General features: G+C 60.4%; 22 protein-coding genes. 9 read left to right on the top strand and 13 right to left on the bottom strand.

All coding sequences use genetic code 11. From position 1 onward, the window contains the following. The coding region (locus AC1D06_RS35845; RefSeq protein ID WP_477990472.1) for an ABC transporter substrate-binding protein at positions 1 to 1,199 on the bottom strand (1,199 nt) is incomplete at its 3' end. A gap of 447 nt (positions 1,200 to 1,646) precedes the next feature. Between AC1D06_RS35845 and AC1D06_RS35840 the strand changes: the two genes are divergently transcribed. Then, positions 1,647 to 2,693: a GlxA family transcriptional regulator gene (locus tag AC1D06_RS35840; RefSeq protein WP_477882779.1), complete on the top strand. Its 1,047-nt coding sequence runs from the start codon at positions 1,647 to 1,649 to the stop codon at positions 2,691 to 2,693. 14 nt (positions 2,694 to 2,707) lie between these two features. Here AC1D06_RS35840 and AC1D06_RS35835 read toward each other — a convergent pair whose 3' ends face one another. From AC1D06_RS35835 to AC1D06_RS35820, 4 genes are all read right to left on the bottom strand, one after another. Continuing rightward, positions 2,708 to 3,097: a hypothetical protein gene (locus tag AC1D06_RS35835; RefSeq protein ID WP_477990471.1), complete on the bottom strand. Its 390-nt coding sequence runs from the start codon at positions 3,095 to 3,097 to the stop codon at positions 2,708 to 2,710. A gap of 91 nt (positions 3,098 to 3,188) precedes the next feature. Next, positions 3,189 to 4,517, bottom strand: coding sequence for a GGDEF domain-containing response regulator (locus AC1D06_RS35830; protein ID WP_477990470.1), 1,329 nt, complete (start codon positions 4,515 to 4,517; stop codon positions 3,189 to 3,191). A 264-nt stretch (positions 4,518 to 4,781) separates the two neighbouring features. After that, complete coding sequence (locus tag AC1D06_RS35825) at positions 4,782 to 5,609, bottom strand: response regulator (RefSeq protein ID WP_477882782.1); 828 nt, start codon at positions 5,607 to 5,609, stop codon at positions 4,782 to 4,784. Positions 5,610 to 5,761: 152 nt separating this feature from the next. Further along, on the bottom strand, positions 5,762 to 6,508 hold the full coding sequence (locus tag AC1D06_RS35820) for a helix-turn-helix transcriptional regulator (protein WP_477990469.1): 747 nt from the start codon (positions 6,506 to 6,508) through the stop codon (positions 5,762 to 5,764). 106 nt (positions 6,509 to 6,614) lie between these two features. Here AC1D06_RS35820 and AC1D06_RS35815 point away from each other — a divergent pair, with 106 nt between their 5' ends. Both AC1D06_RS35815 and AC1D06_RS35810 read left to right on the top strand, forming a co-directional pair. After that, complete coding sequence (locus AC1D06_RS35815) at positions 6,615 to 7,379, top strand: class I SAM-dependent methyltransferase (RefSeq protein ID WP_477990468.1); 765 nt, start codon at positions 6,615 to 6,617, stop codon at positions 7,377 to 7,379. After that, positions 7,376 to 8,080, top strand: a complete 705-nt coding sequence (locus tag AC1D06_RS35810; RefSeq protein ID WP_477990467.1) for an SAM-dependent methyltransferase — start codon at positions 7,376 to 7,378, stop codon at positions 8,078 to 8,080. The genes AC1D06_RS35815 and AC1D06_RS35810 overlap by 4 nt, the downstream gene beginning before the upstream one ends. Before the next feature lie 5 nt (positions 8,081 to 8,085). On the opposite strand, the gene AC1D06_RS35805 is transcribed toward AC1D06_RS35810, so the two are convergent. Together AC1D06_RS35805 and AC1D06_RS35800 are read right to left on the bottom strand one after the other, a co-directional pair. Continuing rightward, on the bottom strand, positions 8,086 to 10,677 hold the full coding sequence (locus AC1D06_RS35805) for a mechanosensitive ion channel domain-containing protein (protein WP_477990466.1): 2,592 nt from the start codon (positions 10,675 to 10,677) through the stop codon (positions 8,086 to 8,088). An 82-nt stretch (positions 10,678 to 10,759) separates the two neighbouring features. Further along, positions 10,760 to 11,698 carry a GlxA family transcriptional regulator gene (locus AC1D06_RS35800; protein ID WP_477990465.1) on the bottom strand — a complete coding sequence of 313 codons (939 nt, stop codon included), beginning with the start codon at positions 11,696 to 11,698 and terminating at the stop codon, positions 10,760 to 10,762. Positions 11,699 to 11,801: 103 nt separating this feature from the next. On the opposite strand from AC1D06_RS35800, the gene AC1D06_RS35795 reads away from it, so the two are divergent. From AC1D06_RS35795 to AC1D06_RS35785, 3 genes are all read left to right on the top strand, one after another. Then, complete coding sequence (locus tag AC1D06_RS35795; protein ID WP_477990464.1) at positions 11,802 to 12,608, top strand: SDR family NAD(P)-dependent oxidoreductase; 807 nt, start codon at positions 11,802 to 11,804, stop codon at positions 12,606 to 12,608. A gap of 77 nt (positions 12,609 to 12,685) precedes the next feature. Further along, positions 12,686 to 14,011 carry a M10 family metallopeptidase C-terminal domain-containing protein gene (locus AC1D06_RS35790; RefSeq protein ID WP_477990463.1) on the top strand — a complete coding sequence of 442 codons (1,326 nt, stop codon included), beginning with the start codon at positions 12,686 to 12,688 and terminating at the stop codon, positions 14,009 to 14,011. A 27-nt stretch (positions 14,012 to 14,038) separates the two neighbouring features. Continuing rightward, a complete protein-coding gene (locus AC1D06_RS35785) occupies positions 14,039 to 14,467 on the top strand; it encodes a cupin domain-containing protein (RefSeq protein ID WP_477990462.1) in 429 nt (142 codons plus the stop codon). Positions 14,468 to 14,482: 15 nt separating this feature from the next. Here AC1D06_RS35785 and AC1D06_RS35780 read toward each other — a convergent pair whose 3' ends face one another. From AC1D06_RS35780 to AC1D06_RS35770, 3 genes are all read right to left on the bottom strand, one after another. Next, entirely contained in the window at positions 14,483 to 14,680 is a 198-nt protein-coding gene (locus AC1D06_RS35780) for a hypothetical protein (protein WP_477882796.1), read from the bottom strand. 79 nt (positions 14,681 to 14,759) lie between these two features. Then, the gene (locus AC1D06_RS35775; protein ID WP_477882797.1) at positions 14,760 to 15,053 is read right to left on the bottom strand and encodes a hypothetical protein; all 294 of its coding nucleotides are present in this window, start codon (positions 15,051 to 15,053) and stop codon (positions 14,760 to 14,762) included. A 120-nt stretch (positions 15,054 to 15,173) separates the two neighbouring features. Beyond that, positions 15,174 to 15,491 (bottom strand): hypothetical protein, encoded by a 318-nt coding sequence (locus tag AC1D06_RS35770; RefSeq protein WP_477990461.1) that lies wholly within the window; start codon positions 15,489 to 15,491, stop codon positions 15,174 to 15,176. A 204-nt stretch (positions 15,492 to 15,695) separates the two neighbouring features. Between AC1D06_RS35770 and AC1D06_RS35765 the strand changes: the two genes are divergently transcribed. Further along, positions 15,696 to 16,025, top strand: a complete 330-nt coding sequence (locus tag AC1D06_RS35765) for a hypothetical protein (RefSeq protein ID WP_477990460.1) — start codon at positions 15,696 to 15,698, stop codon at positions 16,023 to 16,025. A gap of 107 nt (positions 16,026 to 16,132) precedes the next feature. Here AC1D06_RS35765 and AC1D06_RS35760 read toward each other — a convergent pair whose 3' ends face one another. Together AC1D06_RS35760 and AC1D06_RS35755 are read right to left on the bottom strand one after the other, a co-directional pair. Further along, entirely contained in the window at positions 16,133 to 16,840 is a 708-nt protein-coding gene (locus tag AC1D06_RS35760; RefSeq protein ID WP_477882801.1) for a response regulator, read from the bottom strand. After that, positions 16,840 to 20,409, bottom strand: a complete 3,570-nt coding sequence (locus AC1D06_RS35755; RefSeq protein WP_477990459.1) for a PAS domain S-box protein — start codon at positions 20,407 to 20,409, stop codon at positions 16,840 to 16,842. Before AC1D06_RS35755 ends, AC1D06_RS35760 begins: the two co-directional genes overlap by 1 nt. 226 nt (positions 20,410 to 20,635) lie before the next feature. Between AC1D06_RS35755 and AC1D06_RS35750 the strand changes: the two genes are divergently transcribed. Next, a complete protein-coding gene (locus tag AC1D06_RS35750) occupies positions 20,636 to 21,325 on the top strand; it encodes a response regulator (RefSeq protein ID WP_477882805.1) in 690 nt (229 codons plus the stop codon). On the opposite strand, the gene AC1D06_RS35745 is transcribed toward AC1D06_RS35750, so the two are convergent. Continuing rightward, positions 21,320 to 21,817, bottom strand: coding sequence for a cupin (locus tag AC1D06_RS35745; protein ID WP_477990458.1), 498 nt, complete (start codon positions 21,815 to 21,817; stop codon positions 21,320 to 21,322). The genes AC1D06_RS35750 and AC1D06_RS35745 overlap by 6 nt on opposite strands. A gap of 160 nt (positions 21,818 to 21,977) precedes the next feature. On the opposite strand from AC1D06_RS35745, the gene AC1D06_RS35740 reads away from it, so the two are divergent. Then, positions 21,978 to 22,238: hypothetical protein (locus tag AC1D06_RS35740; protein WP_477990457.1), on the top strand; the 261-nt coding region annotated here is incomplete at its 3' end.

Here is a 22,238-nt window from a genome sequence, read left to right as displayed (position 1 = left end):
GTGGTGCCGAGACCCTGGAATTCCGGGATCGCGACGAACTGAATACCGACATAGGGAACCGGCTTGACCGTCGGCTTGGTCGGGTCGGCGGAGTTGATGCTGTCGAGCGTCATCTTGGCGAACGGTGCCGCCTTCTGGTAGTCCGGGTTCTCATAGAGAGAGGTACGCGTGCCGGGAGGAACATTGGCCCAGCCATCAGTGGTCGCGACGAGGTCTGTGTAGTCCTTCGAGGTTGCCCAGGCGATAAACTTTTGCGCCGCATCAGACTTCGTGGAAGATGCTGGAACTGCGAGCGACCATGCCCAGAGCCAGTTGCCGCGCTTGCCCAGGCCGTTGTCAGGCGCCAGCGCATAGCCAACCTTGTCGGCGACAACCGATGCTCTGGCGTCGGAAACGAAGGAAGCAGCGACGGTGGCGTCGATCCACATGCCGCACTTGCCCTGCTGGAACAGCGCCAGGTTTTCGTTGAAGCCGTTGGACGACGCGCCTTCCGGGCCGGCGTCCTTCATCAGTTGGACATAGGTCTCGAGCGTCTTCTTCCATTCCGGTTGATCGAACTGCGGACGCCACTTTTCGTCGAACCAACGGGCGCCGAAGGAGTTGGACATGGCGGTCAGAAAGGCCATGTTCTCGCCCCAGCCGGCCTTGCCGCGCAGGCAGATGCCGTTGACGCCATTGGCGCGGTCAGTCATCTTGCGGGCGGCATTGGCGATAAACTCCCAGGTCGGGGCGTCCGGCATCTTCAGCCCGGCCTTGTCCATCAGGTCCTTGCGATACATGACCATCGAGCTTTCGCCGTAGAACGGGGCAGCGTAGAGCTTGCCGTCAGCGGTAAGACCGCTCCGGATCGCCGGCAGGAGGTCGTCGATATCATAATCGGCGCCAAGCTTGTCGAGCGGCTTCAGCCAACCTTGCTTGGCCCAGATCGGAACCTCATAGGTGCCGATCGTCATGATGTCATACTGGCCGCCCTTGGTGGCGATGTCGGTGGTGACGCGTTGACGCAGGACGTTTTCTTCAAGCGTTACCCATTCGACCTGAATGTCGGGATTTTTCGACGTGAAGTCGCCCGTCAATGCCTGCATCCGGATCATGTCGCCGTTGTTGACCGTTGCAATCGTCAGCGTTTCACCGAAAACAGTCGAACTCAGTGCAGCCGAAAGAAAGACGCCGAGCGCGCCTGCCAAACAAAATCTCATTTGATCCTCCCAGGATGAACTTACCCCGAAATGCCAGACATTTCTCCAAAGGCAAGCCTAAGGACACGATAGCCAGCCCCCTGGCGGTCGCTAGCGCCGGATTCGCCAAAAATTGATACTTTTATGTTGGAAGATGAATGGGTGAGATCTATTTGGTTCGCATTTATATCAGAATGACGGTGCGGTCGCCCTGGGTAGATTTGCTCTCGCCGCTTGGCCGCGGTCGACGCGGCGAGCCCAAACCTCACCTTTAGATTGCAATTAATTCCGACATCCTTTGTTCGCACACGCAGAGTTTGCCCTAAAATTTACCGTCGAGTAAAATATGGTCATCTGAACTCCAAACTTTTATTGCTTGGCGCAAAATAACCCATACATGTCGCTAATGCGCAATGCATTGATGGCGCATTTAGACCACTTTGTTGATACGCGACATAAGGAGTGACCATGCGGCCTGAGAGCTACCCCGTTTCCAAGAAGCCGGCCGCTGCCAAGCGGACGATCGTCTTTTTCCTCGTCCCCAACTTCACCATGCTGCCTTTTTCGGCCGCGGTCGAGACCCTGCGTATCGCCAACCGCATGCTGGGCTACGAGGCCTATCAGTGGCGTATCGCCACCGCCGACGGCCAGAAGGTCTATTCCTCCTCCGGCATCGGACTGGAAGCCAAGACGTCGCTTTTGGACGAGCGCAAGAACCTTACTGGCGAACATCGCCCCAATATGGTGCTCGTCTGTTCGGGCATCTATGTCGAGGAATTCCGCAACAAATCGGTCAACGCCTATCTGCGTGAGGTCTATAATCGCGGCATTGCTGTCGGCAGCCTCTGCACCGGCGCCCATGTCCTGGCGCAGGCAGGCCTCCTGAACGGCAAACGTTGCGCCATCCACTGGGAGAACCTGCCGGGTTTTGCCGAAGCCTTCCCGCAGGCCGACGTCCATGCCGACCTCTTCGAGATCGACGGCAACATCTATACCTGCGCCGGCGGCACGGCATCGCTCGACATGGTGCTCTATTTCATCCGCCAGGATTTCGGCGACAATCTTGTCAACCGGGTCTGCGAACAGCACCTGACCGACCGAGTCCGTTCAGCCAGCGACCGRCAGCGTCTGCCGCTCCGCGCCCGGCTGGGCGTGCAGAACTCCAAAGTGCTGTCGATCATCGAAATCATGGAGAACAACCTTGCCGAACCGCTGTCGCTGGTCGACATCGCCGACAAGGCCGGCCTGTCGCGCCGCCAGATCGAACGCCTGTTCCGCCAGGAAATGGGCCGCTCGCCGGCACGATACTATCTCGAAATCCGCCTCGACCGCGCCCGGCACCTGCTGGTCCAATCGTCCATGCCGGTCGTCGAAGTGGCGGTCGCCTGCGGCTTCGTCTCGGCGTCACATTTCTCCAAATGCTACCGCGAACTTTATGGCCGCTCGCCGCAGCAGGAACGCGCCGATCGCAAGCAGCTCGCGACCATGCCGAGCGTCAACGGCGCGGTAATGTAACAAGACGCGTCTGGTCAATGATCTGGGTTCTGCTCTGTCGCATATGCGCCATCAGAACCCTCGTCGCTGCCGGACATTTGTTGCTCGCAGGCCAATCTTTCCCTTATGTGCCCGGCTCCGCCCGCAAGGCGTCGGGCAAACGGACGGTCCGGGTCTATGACCCGCCAGACAGGGGCGCTGTCATTTTGGCTCATCTGCACCAGAAGCCGTTGCACGGTGACCGGGCAGCAGGCATCCGCTCCATATTTTGCCGCCAGTTTCCGCCGGATCGCCCCAAGATCCGACAGGCGGCCGGGAGGCGTTGCCAGCAACTCTTCCGCGACCATCGCCTCACTGGGAATCAGCATGCTCTGCGTCTGCGTCCTGCCCTTACGGCGCATCTTGATCACTGGCAATTCGTTCACTGCACGCATCCTTTCACTTAAGGCCTGTGATGCAAAGGACGATACGCTTGGCGACAATCCTACAATGTCGCGCAAATTATTGGCAGAACCGTTAAGACGCCTGGATCTTCGTGACCTGATAGTCCGAGAACACCCGGTTGCGGCCGGAATGCTTGGCCAGATAGAGATATTGGTCGGCGGCGTTGAGATAATTGTCAAACGTCTCCGAGCCGGAAATCGTGGCGAGCCCCATCGAGATCGTCACAGAAATATCCTCGTCGTCGACGACGATGCGGACCTTGGAAATCTCCGAGCGGATATGGTCGCAATATTCGAAGGCGGCCTCGATATCGATGCCTGAGAACAGGATGCCGAATTCCTCACCGCCGATGCGCGCGATCAGATGCTGTTTCTCGCCGACGAGCAGGCTGAGCTTCTTGGCAACCGCCTTCAGCACGACGTCGCCGATCTCATGGCCATAGGTATCGTTGAGTTTCTTGAAATGGTCGATATCCATCAGCGCCATCGACGTCGGCAGACCCTGCCTCAGGCACATCTGCACGAGCTTGGGGCCGCGATCGAAGAAGTAACGCCGGTTGACCAGGTCTGTCAGATAGTCCCGCGAGGCCATGCGCTGCAGGACCTGGATCTGTTTGTGCAGCGCCATGGTGTGGCGCAGCCGCCCCGCGAGGTCGTCCGAGCTGATCGGCAAATGAAAGAAATCGTCACCGCCAGCATCCAGGAACCGCGCCACGTCGTCGCGCCCGATCACCGAGGAATAACCGATCATCCGGATTCCCTCCTCGCCATAGCGCTCCTGCAACAGCCTCAGGAAGGCGTGGTCGTTGCGCGCAGCGATCTCGGCGCGGATCAGCACCAGCTCGATGCCGCGGATACGATCCAGTACGGCGAGCGCTTCCTGCTCATTGGCAACCGCCACCGGATGAAAATTGCATTCGTCGAGAAGACCGGAAAGACCGCAGGTCTCCACCTCCGGATCGAGCAGCAGGAACTCGGCCGCGTCCGCCGACAATCGGCGATCCACGGCCTCGATGAGATGATCGATCGAATGGATCGAACTCTTGGCGACATAGTCAGAGACGTTCTTGGCGAGCACCTGTTCGCGCTTGGCATCGCTGCTGATGCCCGAGAACACGACCGTGGCGATATTGTGGGCGATGACATAGTCCAACGCCTCGCCGTTCGGCGCGTCCGGTTGACAGAGATCGAGGATGGCGAGCGCAAAATCCCCTTCGGCAATGTCGAGTGCACACTTGAGCGCCGCGAAGGTCGCGCAATGCGTCACTTTCACGCCGAACTGGCTCTCCAGGCGATCACGAATGGCGATGGAATAGAAACGCGTGTCTTCGACCAGCAAAACCTGCCGCCCCTCATGCTTCTTGGGCATGGATGGTTTGCCGATCGCATCGCGAAGAGCCACGCTAACCTACTCCCACGTAGAATTCCGTCTGTTCCGCTAGAGATATTCGGGATGCGCTTACCGCACGGTTGAGCGGATTAGACCGCTTCGCGCTTGCAGCACAGTGGCTTTTTCTTGAGGGCACAAGATATTCCTGGGCCGCTTGCCAAACCATTAATGCAACTCAAAAATTGCATCAAAATCATGCATATAAGTTGTAACCAATTTTTCAACATTAATTGCTAGCGCAGCCGAATCGGCATCGCACCACTATTGAAAAACCGGTTATTTCCTCTGCTTCGCAAGCAAAAGCCGCATTTGCGACAGCGTGTCCAGGTTCTGGTTGACGCGGCAGTAGAATTCCTCGTCGATGAACGGCCGCATCATGAAGTCGTTGCCGCCGGCCTTGAGGAACCGCGCCGAAAGCAGACGGTCCGTCGACGACGATACACCGATGATTCTGAGCTGGTGCGAGCCGATATGGGCGCGAATGCGGCGCGTCAGTTCGAAACCATCGATATCCGGCATATTGTAGTCGGTGATCATCAGCGAGATGTCCCGATTGGCCTTCATGATATCGAGCGCCTGCTGACCGCTTTCGGCGGCGGAAACCTTGAAATTGTAGCGCTTGAGGCGCGTGGTCAAGAGCGCACGCGCCGTCTGGCTGTCGTCGACGATCAGCACATGGTGGGTATGGTTGGTCAGGAAGCGGCAAACGGCTTCGACCAGCATGTCGACGGCAAAGACGCTGTCCTTGAGGATATAGTCGACGATCTGGTTGGAAAGCAGCTTGTCGCGCGTCGAATCCTGCAGCGTGCCGGTGAAGACGATGGTCGGGATCGCCACGTCGACCAGGTAGTTGAGCGCCTCGCCCGATTCGGCGCCTGGCAGATTCATGTTGGAGATGGCGAGCCGGATCGGCACATCCGATTTTTCGTTGGCCTGCTGAATCTCTTCGAAATCACGGCAGATTTCGACGTCGATTTCCAGAAGTTCCTTCATCCGCTGGCGGATCATCGAAGCGAAGACATTGGAATCCTCGGCGACGATGATCCGATTGTTCTTCAGCGACGCACCGGAATAGTGCATGCCGGAAACACCCAAGAAATCCATTTGGCCAGCCTTATTGTGAAAAATTACCCCGGTAGCAGATTATGGGACAGGCTTTGAGGAAAGGTTAAGCAAGCTTTCCTAAAAATGGGGACAGGACGAAAAAACGCCTCCCGCGCCGTAGCATAGCCGAGGGATTTCCGATCCCCCTGGAATTAAGCAGGAATCAGCAATACCAGCTTGTGGTCCGCCCGGTCCGTCGGTCGATATGTGTGTTGGACGAAAGCCAGTTCGCCGCGGAGGGGGTGGCTGAAGGTCCTCACGCCGCCTTCCCGGTCGAGCACCGCCTGCTCCTTCCAGATCACTGCAAACAGCGGGCTTTCGCGCCTGAGCGTATCGAGCATGGCGTTCATCTGCGGATCGTTGAAGCTATGGCTGTAGTCGGCGCGGAATTCTGCCAGCACCCGGCGCGCGCGATCCTCCCAGGCCCTGATGAGAGCCCGGGCTGCCGGCTCGAGGAAGATGAAGCGCAAGAGATTCCGCTGGCAGCCGTGGCTCAGCCAACCGGTGAAGAGACTTTCGGCGGCTTCGTTCCAACAACATGCGTTCCAGAAGCGATCGAGCCCATAGGCCGGATGGTCGACCGCATCGACCATCGCCCTGAGCGAGGCCGGCGCATCCTCGATATCCTCATGCGTTTCGCCCTCGGGATCGCGGCGCCCGGCCAGTTCGAAAAGATAGGCACGCTCCGCCCGCGTCAGCCTGAGCGCCACTGCGAGCCGGCCAAGCGCGTGCGGCGAGGCCTGCACCTCGCGCGCCTGCTCGATCCAGGCGCACCACGTGGCGCTGATGCCGGCACGCGCGGCCAATTCCTCGCGGCGCAGCCCCGGTGTGCGCCGCCGTCCGGCCGGCTGTTCCGGCGCCAGCCGCTCGCGATGGGCGCGGACGAATTCGCCCAGCAATTTTCTCTGATCATCATCCAGCATGGAAGCAGATATAACAGGATAAGCTGTCATCTTGTAACAGAATATTTTTCAGGCATGGTGCACGTCAACCAAGGAGAACACCATGCAGACCGTCCATGACAAAAACGTACAGAACCAGTTCGGCCCACGCGCCAATGCCTATGTCGAAAGCGCTGTCCATTCACAGGGACAGGATCTAATAGACCTCGCCGAACTGACAAAGAGGCACGCACCGCAACATGCCATCGACCTGGGCTGTGGCGGCGGCCATGTCGCCTATACGATGGCGCCGCATGCCGCGCGCGTCACGGCCGCCGATCTCTCCGCCGACATGCTGGCCGCCGTTGCTGCCACGGCGAAGTCGAAGGGCCTCGACAATATCGAGACGGTGCGCACGCCGGCGGAAAAGCTGCCATTTGCCGATGCGGCTTTCGATTTCCTCGGCTGTCGCTATTCCGCGCATCACTGGCAGGACGTCGAAGCCGGCCTGCGCGAGGCGCGCCGCGTGTTGAAAGCGGGCTCGCCGGCTGTCTTCATCGATTGCTATTCGCCCGGGCGGCCACTGCTCGACACCCATCTGCAAGCACTCGAGCTGTTGCGCGACACGTCGCATGTCCGCGATTATTCGTTCTCCGAATGGACGAACATGCTGTTCCATGCCGGTTTCGGCATCTCCGCGGTCCGGACGTTTCGGCTGAGGATGCAGTTCGAGGTTTGGACAGAGCGCATGGCAACACCGCCCCACTATGTCCAGGCGCTGCTGGCGCTGCAGGCCGGAGCACCGGCAGAGGTCAAGGCGCATTTCGACATCGAGCCGGATGGCTCGTTCTTCCTCGATATGCTGATGGTCGCGGCGGTGGCCAAATGACCACCGCCTCCGCGGCAAAATTCGATGCGTCCCGGGCTGGCGAATATGCAATGCAGAGCCGCATCGCGCTGGCCGGCTACGACGCCTGCCACGAGGTCGCCGCCTGCCTGCTGTCGGCCACGCTCGGCCGCGGCGGCAGCGCGAATATCCTGGTCGCTGGTGCCGGTGGTACGGCCCAGGAAATCCTCGCCGCGGCCCGTCTGCAGGACAATTGGCGCTTCACCGCCGTTGACCCCTCGCCGTCGATGATGGACCTGGCACGTGCAAGCGTAACCGATGCCGGCCTCGCCGGCCGCGTCGATTTTCACCTGTCGACCGTCGATGAACTGCCTAAGGGACCGGCATTCGACGCGGCAACCCTGATCGGCGTCCTGCACCATGTTCCGGGCCGGGATCAGAAGGCGGCACTGCTGCGTTCCATTGCCAGGCGGATGAAGCCTGGCGCACCGCTGATCCTTGCGGGCAATCGGAACGCCTATGCGAGCAAGCCGCTCTTCCTCGCCGCCTGGGGCGAGCGCTGGCGGATGCATGATGCCAGCGATGCCGAAGTGTCGGCAAAACTCGGCAAGATCCTGCAAGGCGCCGATCCGCCTGCCTCAGATGCTGTTGTCGCAGAACTCCTCGCCGAAGCCGGCTTCACGGCGCCGGACCTGTTCTTCTCCAGCCTGTTCTGGGGCGGCTGGATCACATTCCGAATCTGACGTCGCTAACGACTGTCATCATCGCCGTCGCCATCCCGATCATCGTCGTAACGGTCATGCGAATGGCGATTGTCCTCGACGGCATCGATATCGCGCGCATGGCTTTCAGCCTGCTTGCGGCGGCGGTCGAGTTCCTCCTTGCTCTTCTGGCTTCCGCCGTTCAACGATGCTCCCCGCTTCCGTGTTTCGGAAAAAGCAGGCTCGTCCTCCGACGAATAGAGATGAATGGTCTGTTGCGGATAGGGCATCAATATCCCCTCCTCGCGAAACCGCTCCAAAATCTCGATACGGATCTGGTTCTTCACGCCCATGCCGGTGAACAGATCGGCGAGGTAAAAGCGCAATTCGAAATCCAGTGCCGACTCGCCGAAGCGGACGAATTCGACATGCGGCTCCGGCATGGTCAGCACCAGCGGCTGCCGCGTGGCGATCTCCATCAATATGTCCATCACCTGCCGCGGATCTGCATCATAGGAGACACTGACCGGGATTTCCGAGCGTCCGAGCTTGTTGCGCAGCGTCCAGTTGCCGACCGAGGCGTTGATGAGCTGCGAATTCGGCACGATGACGGATTGGTTGCGGAATGTCTCGATCTCCGTCGCGCGCACGGAGATACGGCGTACGAAACCCTCGACCGGCCCGTTGACGATCCAGTCACCCACCCGGAACGGCCGTTCTATCAGAAGGATCAGGCCTGAGACGAAATTCTGCACGATGGTCTGCAGGCCGAAACCGATGCCGAGGGAGAGCGCGCCGGCCACCAGCGCCAGGCTGGAAAGGTTGATCCCCGCCGCCGAGATGCCGAACAGCCCGGCGATGCAAATGCCGGCATAACCAAGCACTGTGCTGACCGAATTGCGCACGCCGATATCGACCTGCGACCGGGCCATGACAGTGCCGTCGAGCCAGGACTGGAACCAGCGCGTGGCGAAATAGCCGCCGAGGAAAACCAGGATGCCGGCGACGATGCCGAGCAGCGAAATCGAGATATTGCCGATATGGATTTCCGTGAACAGCTGGACGAAGATCGCCCAGATATCGGGGGCGCGAAAACCCCATTTCAGCATGATGGTCGGAATGCCGAACAGGCAGACGACGACATAGATGACCAGTCCTGCAACGAGACCGAGCTGGTCGAGCCGGATCGCACTGAGATCATGGCGCTTCTGCAGGTAGCGGCCGGTCAGCGTCTTGGCGAAAGCATCCGGTCGCGAAATCGCCTGGCCGGAGCGATAGCCGATATAGATCATCACCAGCACGGCGCCCGTTACGACGATCTGCGATGCCGCGAACTGGGCTAGTCCGATATAGCCGAACAATGATGTCAGGATCAGTCCGATGCCCATCAGGATCAGGAGATAGCGGATCGGTTTCGGCCACGCGCCATAACCACCCTCGCCGACCTCCATTGGCCGCACGAATGCGAGGAGCAACAGGATCGCGCCGATCAGAATCGACGAAACGAACCCCTCCGCCACCGTCAGCACGACGGGTGCATCGAGCGCCACATTGATTTGATCGCCGATATAGGCGAGGCCGTTGGCAAGCGCCAGCAGCATGCAATAGCCAACAAGCATGCGCGCGCCGTGATCCGACACACTGACGAGCCGCCATTGCGGCCGCTTCGGCGCAAGGATCGCATGGGAAAGCCGCCAGACGAAATAGAGCCCGACAATCGTCCATAGGACGGACCGGACGATGTCGATGAAATCGATCCTGAGCACTTTGAACCCGGCGAGCGTGATCAGGCTTATGAGCACGAACAGACCCGCTGCCAGCGTCGGGATCAATGTCGACCAGAAGGCAGCCACCAGACGGAAGGTGAAGGTCGGCTGCCCGAGAGTGGGATCGCGCTGGGTGAAGGGGCGAAACATTCGGCGGACAAGGCCAATGATGAGAAGCGCCTCGAGGATTATCAGCCCGAGCGCGATCAGAAAGCCTTGCCGCTTGAATTTCCAGGTGAAGTCGAACGTGCCATCAACGCTGGACCAGAACTTTCGCTTGAGCTCTCCCCACCCATCGGCCGTGTCTTCAAGCAACTGCCCATTGACCTCGGTGTAGCGCAACAGCGTCTCGGCGAAGAGTTTCCGCCGGAGATCGGTGATGTGCCCCGACAGATCGGTCGCCTGTTTGTCGAGCACATCGGCGTCCGACAGGATTCCGTTCATCTGCCCCTGTTCGCCCTGCAGACGCTTGCGGTCGCCGGCAGTCGCCGCACTTTCCGGCGGCTGGCCGGCGGCAGGCGGATTGCCCAACTGCTCCAGGCGGCCGACAACAAGATTGTATCGGTTCTGGAGTTCGGCCTTGGCATCGGAAATGGCCTTGGCGACCGCGTCGACCTGCAGCTTGAACTGGGCGAGATCATTGTCGGTCACTGTTGCTTCACCGACACTTTTGCGCAGTGAATTCAACGCTTGAGCCGCCTTTTCCAGCGCCGCTTTCGCGTCCTGCTGCAGCGATTGCACAGCCTGCTTCACGGCATCCTGGGTCTGCGGCTGCTGCGTCGCATCCGTCGCCTGTTCTGCGGCGATCGCCGGAGCGCCGAGCAGTAAGCCGGTCAATACCAGCGCTTTCAGGAAAATGCGGATGGCCTGCAAAACCTCACCTCATGCTGTCGCGCCCCGTAAATGAAATAAAACGACGGCATAGGGCAAGCAAAAATCGTTGCTTAGAGCTTACTTATGCTTCCAGCCTGACGTCGCGGCGAATGGCTTGCGGCGATCTGCCGAAGGCGCGCAGGAACGCCTGGCGCATGCGTTCCCGGTCAGCGAAGCCGGTTTCGCGCGCAATGATGTCGAGCGAATGGCGGCCATGCTCCATCATCACGCGGGCCGCCTCGACTCTGAGATTTTCGACCGCCTTGGCCGGCGACTGGCCGGTTTCGGCATGAAAGGCGCGGCTGAACTGGCGCGGGCTGAGATGCGCCACCTCCGCCAGCTCTTCGACGCTGAGGGGGGCGGCGAGATTACGGCGCGCATAGGTCAGCACGTTCTGAATCCGGTCGGACTTGGCATCCAGATCGAGCAGTGTCGAATGCTGCGACTGGCCACCGGCGCGCCGGTGATAGAGCACCAGCTTGCGGGCGGTGGAGCGGGCGATCTCCTGGCCCAGATCGTCCTCCACCAAGCCGAGCGCCAGATCGATGCCGGCGCTTGCGCCGGCCGACGTCCAGACAGAGCCGTCGGTGATGAAGATCCGGTCGTCCTCGACCCGGACATCCGGAAAGCGCGCCTTGAGGTCGCGGGCATAGAGCCAGTGCGTGGTCGCCTTGCGGTGATCGAGCACGCCTGCTTCCGCCAGCACGAAGGCGCCGGTGCAGATCGACGCAATGCGCCGCGCGGTGTCGGCCGAGCGGCGGGCATAGGAAACCAGTTCCGGCGTCGAGCGCGACGGCTTAAGGCCGCCGGTGAAGATCATTGTATCGAAGGTCCGGTCATCGATCGGCCTGGTTTCGACCGGCACGCCGATCGAGCTTAGAACCGGACCGCCCTTTTCCGAAAGGACTTCTACGGCGTAACAGGGTTCATCGACCGTAACATTGGCGAACTCGAAAACTGCAAGAGCGGCGAAGCTCATCATCTGGAAGCCCGGCGCGACAACGAAGGCGACTGACAGCATCTTCCATCTCCATGTCCTAAATCATCGTATATATGACATTTGAGACAGGCCGCTTCAAGATTATTCTCCGGTCATCGCAACAGTGAAACACGGAGATTTCATCATGTCACATCTCGGAACCGCCCTCGTCACCGGCGCCTCCTCGGGCATCGGCGCCGTCTATGCCGACCGGCTCGCCCGCCGCGGCTATGACCTGATCCTCGTCGCCCGCAATGCCGGCCGCCTGTCGGAGCTTGCCGATCGACTTGCCCGCGAAACCGGCCGCGGGGTCGAAACGCTCAGCGCCGACCTTGCCGACAGAAACGACCTTGCACGCGTCGAAGAAAGATTGCGGACCGACGACAGCATCACCATGCTGGTCAACAATGCCGGCGTCGGCTCGTCGACCCCGCTTGTCAATGCCRATATAGAAAAGATGAGCGACATGATCTCGCTCAACGTCAATGCCTTGACCCGCCTTACCTATGCCGCCGCACCGGCCTTTGTCGCCCGTGGCAAAGGCACCATCGTCAACATCGCCTCTATCGTCGCCGTCGCGCCGGAACTCCTCAACGGCGTCTACGGCGGCTCAAAGGCTTTTGTGCTGGCCTTCAGCCAGTCGCTGCAGCACGAACTGGCAGACAAGGGCGTGCGTGTGCAGGTGGTGATGCCGGGCGCCACCGCGACGGAATTCTGGGGCATTGCCGGCACGCCGGTCGAGCATCTGCCGCAGGAAATCGTCATGTCGGCCGAAGACATGGTCGACGCGGCTCTGGCCGGCCTGGATCTGGGCGAATTCGCCACCATCCCTTCACTGCCGGAAGACGCCGACTGGCAGGCCTTCGAGGCGGCCCGCAAGGCGCTCGGCCCAGGCCTGTCGCGCACCACGCCGGCTCCCCGCTATGACATTGACCGGAAGTCGGCGRCATAAGGCAAAATCTGAGGCTCGTATTCAAACCCCTGTTTACTCTTTGAAACTAGCATGGCCGCTGACGGACAGAGGCGGCCATGCTGAACTGGAAGATCATTTCCGATCACGATGCCTATAACGAAGAACGCTTCGCCCTGCTCAAGCTGCTCGAAGGCTCGACGACAAAACCCTATGTCGATGGCGTCGGCGATGCCACCATCGGCATCGGCTTCAATCTCGTCTACAATCTCGATCCGGTGTTGCGCATCATCGTCGGCGACAGGCACTGGAGCCAGACGCTCGAAGACCGGCTGGCGACACAGATCGACAAGAGTTATACGCCCGGCCAAAATGCTGTGCTGATCGCCAACCTGAACGCGGTGATGCAGGACTGGCACGATCATCACGACAGCAAGGTGCCGACCACCTTCGCCTTCTCAGGCGACGCCGCGATCGCCAAGGCGCTGGATGCGCTCGATGATTATTATGACGGCCGCATCGACGCCTGGGTCCCGGGCATTCCGGAGTCCTCCGAGCGCGCCGCCCTCTTCTCGCTCACCTGGAATGCGCCCAGCATGCTGGGCCCGAAACTGCAGGCCGCGATCGAAAAAGGCGACCGTGCCGAGGCTTGGTACGAAATTCGCTACAATTCGCTCTCCAGCAGCCTGCCGGCCAATCTCAAGGCGGCAATCGCCAATCGCCGCTATGTCGAGGCCGACACGTTCGGCCTGTATCATTCCGACAGCCGTGCCAACTATGCCGAAGCGCTCGATGCCGGCCGAATGCTGGCCAATCACCACCAGACGTTGCTAGCGTATGAAGCAACCTACGATCCGCTGACGGCCGCCAGCATCAAAGGCGTGTCCACGATCGGCAGCATTTCCGACGAACTTCAGCCAGCCATCGACGCGGTGCTGCAAAAACTCCATCTCTCCGTCGATCACCCGATCGAGGAATTGCTGGCGACAGCCCCCGGCGTCACCAGCCTTGCCGGTGACGGCACCGCCTATGACAGCACGAAAAACGATGACGACCTTCTGCTGGGCGGCAAGCCGGGAGAAAGCCTTTCCGGCGACGCGGGCGACGATGTGCTCATCGGCTCCAAAGGCGCGGATTTCCTCAGCGGCGGCAGCGGCGCCGACATCTTCGTCTTCGCCTCGGCAAAAGACAGCAACGCATCCGGCAAAGGCGACACGATTTCCGATTTCGACACGGCGGACCGCCTGGAATTCGCCGGCGGCACCGATTTTCAGTTGCTGTCGGCGCGCAACACCGCATTCGACGGCGAAGCCGCGGAGATCCGCTGGTTCTGGCGAAACGGCGCGACGATCGTCGAAGCCGACTATAACGGGGATGGAACGGCCGACCTGCATCTCACGCTTTCGGGAAAGCACGCCTTGAGCGCCGGCGATTTCATCCTATAGTTCGGCCCAACCATCCGGAGCCGCCGCATGACCACAGCCCAGGATCTCATCGCCGCCCTCAAACTTGAACGCCACCCCGAAGGCGGCTGGTATATCCAGACTTATCGCGATCCGCTCGGGGTCGACGGCCGGGCGCATTCCACGGCGATTTTCTACCTCCTCGAAGGCGGAGACCGCTCGCATTGGCACAGGGTGGACGCGGTGGAAATCTGGCACCACTATGCCGGCGCGCCGCTGGAGCTCAGGCTGTCGGACGACGGAAACACCATGCGCACGCTAACACTCGGCCCTGACGTGCTGGCGGGCGAAACACCCCAGGGCATCGTGCGCAAGGACGAATGGCAAAGCGCCAGGAGCCTCGGGGACTGGACATTGGTCGGCTGCACGGTGGCGCCCGGCTTCGAATTTTCAGGCTTCGTCATGGCGGAGCCGGGCTGGGAACCTAGCCCGGCCTGACGAGACGCAAGCCCATCAGGCGAGATCCGGCGGCACCGGTCGCGGAATGCGGCTTTCCGGGTCGATCCGGGCGGCCTTGCCGGGATCGGCATTGGTCTTTTCTTCGATTTCGCCTTCGGTCTTGGCGCCATTCGGCGCGATGCCGACCGGCGCGCCCGTTTCGGCGTCGCGCTGGACGTCGTCGAGATCGGCTTGGGGATCAGGTTTCGGCATGGCATCCTCCATCGGTTCCAACACAGCAATTGCCAGAACACGACGAAGGTTCCATGAGTGCCCGCCGAGAAGGTCCGGCTTAGCTGATAGCAACGATCCTGAGCGGTGTCGGATACGGCTCGATGCGAAGTGTATCATGGGCAAGCACGCTGACCCGGTGAAGCGGCGCCTGCTCCAGCTCCCCATCGGCGGCCTTGCGAACGGCAAAACGCATCAGCGTCAATTCGCCCCCCTCAGCCACTGCCCGGCCGATCGCCGTGACATCGTTGCCCTTGATCGTCGCGACGTCCGCGTCCGTGAGACCGACGACGATCTCATCCCGCACCGTGACGATCTTGAAAAGAGAGTTCTTCCGGGACAAATCCTCAGGCATCGTGCATCCTTCCTGCTTCGAAGTCATCAGATGGAAGACGGCTGAGCCGGCCAGAATCTTCGGGATATGCGCTTTTCCAACGCCCGGTATGGCTGCAAGCAACTGGCGTGACGCACATCTTTACAAGCGGAACGAAACACCGCCGGAAATATTCCGGCGATGCTCTCTTTCGTGTGCAGGGAATGCGAGAAATATCGCTAATTCAACAACGTTACAGAAAAATGATAGTTTGATGACATTGTACTTTTCCATCGTGCGAAGAGGCCGGATTGCCGGCAGCGGCATGATGCGGCTGCCGCCAAGCCAAAAAATCGAAGTCATTTGAATAGCATACCCCAAGTTCGCCTTTCCGAAGAGAACAGCGAAGCCATTCGACCTCCAGGAGAAGGAGCCGGAAGCCAGCAACCAAAGTCGCTCAATTTGTTGGATATTTAACATTTTTAATTGATTGATATACTCAACGCGCCAATCCTGGCGTCGTACGGTAACAAAACGGCAAAACCTGTACCAATCGTTTCAATGTTTCAGTCGAAAAGTACGACTTTGTAACAGCGACATTCAAGTGAAACAAACGAACTTTAGACCTTCGCTCACGGACAAGCCAGCGCCGCCCCGCTGGCCAAATTCTCAGAGAGCAGATCGATGTTTCCCTTTTTGCGCCTTAGTGCAGTAATGGCATCAATCGTCGTTGCCTCGACGGGGTTTGGCTTCGGCCTGGGCAGCGCACTGTCTGCCAACGGAAATATTGGCAATGCCCGTTCTTTGGACGGAGTGTCCGTATCTTTTTCGGCTAAAGAAAAGAATTCTGTCGCGAAGTCCCGCGGCTTTCGTGACGTCGCGTTCAACTTTGCAACGCTGGACAGCAGCAATGTGCCGGCCGTCAATATGGCTGGACCGCGGCCGGGCATGGAGCATGTCGACCTTGGTTCATCGTGCCCGATTGCTTCATCCTGCCTGGTGGCAATGAACTAGTTCGAAAACAAACAAAAATTCGAAGACAATATCGAAACATCATTGCACCGCAGACGACAGCCAGCATTTGTGAACATCATCACACCAAACCAGCCAACAGATCCGGATCAGCCCTCCGGCTCGAACACATAGCCCTCGCCACGGACGGTCTTGAGCAGAGTGGGCTCCGACGGATCGGCCTCGATCTTCTTTCTCAGGCGCGCGATGCGGATATCGAGGCTGCGGTCGGCGTCGCCGAGCGGACGTCCATGCGCGAGTTCGGCCAACCGGTCGCGCGACAGAATCTGACGTGGATGGCGGGCAAAAGCTTCGAGCAGGTCGAAATCCATGCTGCTGATTTCGATCTCCGACCCTTCACGATCGAAGAACCGCCGCCCTTCAACATCAAGCACATAGGGCCCTAATGTCAGTTTCGGCCGTGTCTCGGCCGGCTTTTCCGGCGCCGGCGGCAAGCGGCGCAGCACGCTGCGCACGCGTGCCAGCAGCTCACGCACCTCGAACGGCTTTGGCAAATAGTCATCGGCGCCATTGATCAGGCCGTCGACCTTGCTGGTCTCGTCGGCATTGCCGGTGAGCATGATGATCCCCATGCGCTCGCCGGCATTCCTGAGCCGCCGGACTATGGAAAAACCGTCTTCGCCTGGAAGATTGACGTCGAGCAGGATCAGATCCGGCGAACGGACAGCGAGCAGTTTGTCGAGGGCAACACCATTCTCGGCCGGCTCGACGCTATAGCCCTGCATGGACAGATAGTCCTCGATCATGCCCCTGAGGCCCGGTTCGTCATCGACGACCACGATACTGGCTTCGGACATTATTTTACTCCTTCGGGCATTGGCGCAGTCTGCTTTTCGGTTTTCTTATCGGTTTCACGGTCCAGCATCGGCCTCAGCGCCGCGCGTAAAGCAGCAAGGTCGATCGGCTTGGTAACGACCGGCAGGTCGGTCGGGACAGCTTTGTTCTGGGCGTTRAGGGCATCGCCGGTCATGACCACGATCCTGCCCTTCAGAGCCGGCTTGGCCTTGATGATGAATGCGACCAGGCGGTCGCCATCGATGTCGGGCATGCGCAGATCGGTAAGCACCGCGTCGAATTCGCTATCGAGGACGGCCTGCTGCGCCTCGCGGCCGCTCGGCACAGCGACCACCGACACACCCTCGCCGCTCAGCACGTCGACCAGGAAGTCACCGATCGCCGTTTCGTCGTCGACGACGAGCAGCCGGCCGGAAAGGCGGAAATCGGCCTGTGCCTGCTCCTCTTCCTGCTGGGCAATCTCCGGCCCCATCGGCAGCTTGACGCGGCAGAGCGTGCCGCCGGCAGGCAGCGCATCGAGCGAGATCGTGCCCGCGTGCGCCTCGACGATCCTGAGACAGACCGAAAGGCCGATGCCTGTGCCCACCCCTTGCGGCTTGGTGGTGAAGAAAGGTTCGAAAGCGCGTTCCTTGACGGAATCCGGAATACCGGGGCCTGTATCGATAATGTCTATGACGATATCGCCCCGGCCCCGATAGCTTTTGACATTGAGCTTGCGCTCGCCTTCGATGCCGGACATTGCCTGCTGCGCATTGAGCACGACATTCATGAACACCTGGTGCAACTGGTCGGGATCGGCGAAAAAATCCGGCAGCGTCACCAGCCGCTCGCGCACCACCTTGACGCCGTTGCTCCGCAAGCCATAGGCCGCAAGTTCCAGCACGTCGTCGAGCACCGTGTCGATGGCCACGTTGCGCTTCTCGATCGGTTTCGAGYGCGCCATTGAGAGAAAGGTCTTGACGATACGGGCGCAGCGCTCGGCGGCCGAGTGCAGTTCCTTGGTGCGCCGCTTGGTGGCATCGTCCTGCGCCATTTCATGCAGCATGCCGGCATAGCCGACGACAATGGACAGCGGATTGTTGAGTTCGTGCGCCACGCCGGCGAGCAGCGAACCGAGAGCCGCGAGCTTCTCGCTTTGCTGCAGCGCGCCGCTGCGCTTTTCCAGTTCCATCTCGACCAGCTTCTGGCTCGTCTGGTCGACGGCGAACACGCCGGCGCCGGTGACCTCGCCGGTTTCCGAATGGATCGGGAAGCGGATGAACATCGAATAGAGGAACGGCGCCAGCGACGGGTGATATTGTTCTTCGATCTGCACCTCGCCTGTCGCCAGCACCTTGTCGATCGACCGGTCCATCATCGCCGCCTCGTTCGGGGGCAGGATGTCGATGGTGCGACGGCCGATGATCTCGTGCGCCGGCCGGCCAAGCCGCTTGACGGTTTCCGGATTGACGAGCGTGAAGATGCCGTTGCGATCCTTGGCCAGCATCGCCACCGGCGCATATTCGAGAAAGGCAGCCATGCGTGCCTCGCTGACGCTGAGCGCCTCCTCGGCGCGCTTGCGCTCGGTGACGTCACGGCCGATCGACTGCATTTCGGTCAGTTTGCCATTGTCATCGAAAATGCCGGTCTCGGTCCATTCCTCCCAACGGATATCGCCCAACGGCATCAGGATGTTGCGAACGACAATGGTGCTGGAAGGATTATCCGGGGTCAGCGAGGCGATGTGCGCATCATACATCGGCCTGTCTTCGGGATAGATCGAATCGAAATTGCTCTCCGGCCGGCTCAGCAAGTCTTCCAGCGTGGTGCCGAGATAGCGGCAATAGGCATCGTTGGCGAAGGTGATATGGCCGGTCGGGCTGTGACGGGAAACAAGTTCGGTCTGGGTGTTGATCACCAGACGATAGCGCGCCTCGCTCTCGCGAATCCTGAGCTCGGTCTCCTTCATCTCGGTAATATCGTGCAGCAGGATGACCTTGCCGCCGTCGGGCATCGCGCTCTGCCAGCCATCGATCCAGCGACCATCCGGCAGTTGGTATTCGGCGTCGGAATCATCGTTGAACCGGTCTAGGTCGAACAGCGCGCCGATCTTGCAGCCAACCGCGACCTCGGACTGCCTGTCCCGGGCGAGATGGGCGGCGAAGGCTTCGTTGTAGAACAGCAGCCGCCCCTCGGAATCGGCGATCGCAAAGCCGTCGTCGAGGCTCGACGTAGCGGCAAGAAAGCGCGCTTCGCTCTCCTCGAGCCGGCTCTGGTAGCGGCGGATGGTCGAGACGATGCCGGCTATGGTCAGGAAATGCGTGCGCCAGCCGGCCGGCGCGCGCGGGATCGGTGCGTCGACGCCCGCCGCCTGCAGCGTCAGATATTCGGCAAGCTGGAAGCTCGGCCGGATATAGGCCCGATGCAGCAGATAGAAGAGGCCGAAAAAGGTGGCGCCAAGCCCGATCAGGATCATCGCATAGGGTGCGAAACGCGGCAGGAGATAGGCATAAAGGTCGGATTTCGGCAGCACATAGACCAGCCGGAACGGCGACAGCGATGACGATTGGATGCGGATGAAATTGTTGCCGATCGTCTCGAAGCCGGCCGCCAGATTGCTCTCGACTTCCGGCTTGAGCAGGTTGTTCTCGGCGAGATAGGAGGCCATGCGCGGCCGGTCGCCGGCAAAGGCGCGGCCATTGACGCTCAATATGTCTCCCTGGTCGTCGATGATCGCCAGCATGCCGACCGGCTGGGTGACATGCGCAATGACGGCGTCGAAGGATTCCACCAGGATATCGCTGCCGACCACGCCATAGAAGCGGCCGTTGACATAGACCGGCGAGGCATGCGTCACCACTGGCCCGGCGCTGGCGGCATCCTCATAGACGCGCGTCCAATAATCCGCGCGTGTCGCATTCTGCTGCGGCGTGCCGAGCCGGTAGATGTCCCTGGCGAGCCACGAACCGACGAGGTCATGAATGGTCCTGATCTGCTGGTTGCCGTGCGAGCCATTGGCCACCGCCTGCAGGCTCAGCCCGGGATAGATCGCGACGAAATCGGATTGCGCCGAAATGAAATAGCTCCAATGCGAGCGCGAACCCGCCTGCCGATCGATCTGCAGCGCACCAAGCAGGTTGAGTGCGGCATCCACGGGACCAATGTCGGCACTCGGACGGGAAACCAGATCGGGAATGCCGAACAGCGTGCCGAAGGCGACATTCTTCGTCCCGGCCGTCCATTCTAGCCCCTGCACCGTGCCGGAAGGAAGATTGACGTCCACGGACGTCAATTGGCCCGCCCGCTCCTGCGAAAGTCCCGAGGAGAAGCGAATGCCGTCCTCCATCGTCAGCCGCATGCGGGCCAGTTGCTGGTCCGTCTCGGCCACCAATGTGGTCAGCATGTGATGTTGTTCGTTGGTGAGCTTATCAAGATCGCCGAGCAGTGCATCCTCTTGCCGCCGGAACTGATCGACGACGATGGCAATGATGAGAAAAGCGAGCGGCAAGGCGCAAAGCAGAAGCAGTCTCGGTGACGGGCCGATGCGAGCGCGCCCGAGCGTCACCTTGCCGTCGGCATTTCCGAAACTCATTCCCTATGACCTCGTCACAGCGCGCCCATTCTCCATCAAGCCCCTGCTTTGGAAAATATCTGGTTCATCTTACGTGAAAAATGCCGGTCCATTGTTTCACAACGATGTCGCCATTGATTTCGAAAAGTCGCGTTACAATCCAGTATTTCTCTATTTTTTGATTGCAATCAGGCACCTACGGACAATATCGTAATGCCACCGACGCGGGGAGATAGTGGACGGCGACATGGCGAATGTGATTGTGGTCGACGACGACTTGCCGCTGAGCGGGATGATCGAGGATTTCCTGTCGATGAAAGGCCATGCGGTCCGCTGCGCGCCGAGTGGCGAGGCGCTCAACGGCGAGATCGCCGCGCGCGCCGCCGACATCGTCATCCTCGACCTCAACCTTCCCGGCGAGGATGGGCTCAGCATCGCCCGACGCCTGCGCGACCATCACGATCTCGGCATTATCATGCTCACAGGAGCCTCCGACCTGATCGACCGTGTCGTCGGGCTGGAAATCGGCGCCGATGACTATATCACCAAACCGTTTTCGCTCAACGAACTGCATGCGCGCGTCGAGGCGGTGCTGCGGCGGCGGCGTCTCAATGGCGAGGACATCATTCCCTTCGGCGCCTTCTCGCTCGACCTCAAGCGCTGGAAGCTGTTTGAGCCGAACGGCGAAGAAGTCCCGCTCTTTCCGACCGAGATCGACCTGATCGCCGCCTTCGCCACGCGTGCCGGCAAGCTGCTCAGCCGTGACGATATCCTCAAACTCGCACCGGCGCATGGCTCCGACCCGATCGACCGCAGCATCGATTCACGCATCAAGCGTCTGCGCCGCAAGCTGGAGCAGAACGGCCAGAACGGCGACCTGATCGAGACGGCGCGTGGCAACGGCTATATCTACAAGGGCACCAGCCGCCTGTCATGAATGCCAGAGGCGTGTCAGCGCCCCATCCTCACCGGTAACCGGATCACTCTCAGGCAAAGCCGCGGCAGCGATCGCTTTCCGGCCCGCCTCGCCACAATCGCCGGTCTGGATATCGGCATGCTGACCGGGCGGATAAGCGCCGACCACGAGGAAATCGGCACTCGCCGAAAGCCTGCGGTGGCCGGTGCCAGCGGGCAGCACGAGGCAATCGCCGGYGGCAACCTCGATCTCGCGGCCTCTCGGTCCGCCAAGCAGCAAGCGCGCTGAGCCAGCGGCGATGCCGAGCACTTCATGCGCATGAGTGTGATAATGCTGGTAGGCGAACACGCCGTTGCGCCAAATGCCCTGCCAGCCATTGCGACGGAAGAGGTCCTCAAACAGCGCCGCCGGATCGTGGTCGTCGAGCGGCAGCGAGCGGTAGACCAGCATCGGCAGTTTCGGGTTGTTCGGCACCCATTCGCTCGGCTCGAAAAGGACAGCCTCGGGCTCCATTCCCATTCTCCTTCGTCAAATCCGCACCGATCAAAGCGCCTCCTGACGGGATTGTTCCCCTGGAAACAACGTCGGGCCGACAGATGTGCGAAAAAGGTTTCAACGCTGGAGATGACCTCCAGACCCCAAACGAAACAAACCGACCCCCAAGGAGAATATCATGAAGAAGCTCGTTCTCGGCGCTGTCGCCGCCCTCGTCGCCACTGTTGCACTGACCTCCGGCGCCGAAGCCGGTGGCTGGAAGTGGCACAATCACGGCTGGAACCATCATGGCTGGCACAATGGCTGGCACCATGGCTTCTGGGGTGGCCCGCGCTTCGTCATCCGCCCGGCTTATTACGACGATGGCTACTGCTTCGTGAAGAAGGTCCGCGAATACGACGATTACGGCAATGTCTACGTCAAGCGCGTCCGCGTCTGC

The sequence above is a fragment of the Rhizobium sp. P2_G2 genome, assembly GCF_056403555.1.
Note: the sequence above shows the minus strand (reverse complement) of the source record. Positions and strands in the feature narration are given on the sequence as shown.

Excerpts from the sequence above, each read along its gene's own strand:
- AC1D06_RS35825 (WP_477882782.1), bottom strand. The coding sequence starts at position 5,609 with ATGGATTTCTTGGGTGTTTCCGGCATGCACTATTCCGGTGCGTCGCTG.
- AC1D06_RS35815 (WP_477990468.1), top strand. The coding sequence starts at position 6,615 with ATGCAGACCGTCCATGACAAAAACGTACAGAACCAGTTCGGCCCACGC.
- AC1D06_RS35810 (WP_477990467.1), top strand. The coding sequence starts at position 7,376 with ATGACCACCGCCTCCGCGGCAAAATTCGATGCGTCCCGGGCTGGCGAA.
- AC1D06_RS35800 (WP_477990465.1), bottom strand. The coding sequence starts at position 11,698 with ATGCTGTCAGTCGCCTTCGTTGTCGCGCCGGGCTTCCAGATGATGAGC.
- AC1D06_RS35790 (WP_477990463.1), top strand. The coding sequence starts at position 12,686 with ATGCTGAACTGGAAGATCATTTCCGATCACGATGCCTATAACGAAGAA.
- AC1D06_RS35785 (WP_477990462.1), top strand. The coding sequence starts at position 14,039 with ATGACCACAGCCCAGGATCTCATCGCCGCCCTCAAACTTGAACGCCAC.
- AC1D06_RS35780 (WP_477882796.1), bottom strand. The coding sequence starts at position 14,680 with ATGCCGAAACCTGATCCCCAAGCCGATCTCGACGACGTCCAGCGCGAC.
- AC1D06_RS35775 (WP_477882797.1), bottom strand. The coding sequence starts at position 15,053 with ATGCCTGAGGATTTGTCCCGGAAGAACTCTCTTTTCAAGATCGTCACG.
- AC1D06_RS35770 (WP_477990461.1), bottom strand. The coding sequence starts at position 15,491 with ATGTTAAATATCCAACAAATTGAGCGACTTTGGTTGCTGGCTTCCGGC.
- AC1D06_RS35765 (WP_477990460.1), top strand. The coding sequence starts at position 15,696 with ATGTTTCCCTTTTTGCGCCTTAGTGCAGTAATGGCATCAATCGTCGTT.
- AC1D06_RS35760 (WP_477882801.1), bottom strand. The coding sequence starts at position 16,840 with ATGTCCGAAGCCAGTATCGTGGTCGTCGATGACGAACCGGGCCTCAGG.
- AC1D06_RS35750 (WP_477882805.1), top strand. The coding sequence starts at position 20,636 with ATGGCGAATGTGATTGTGGTCGACGACGACTTGCCGCTGAGCGGGATG.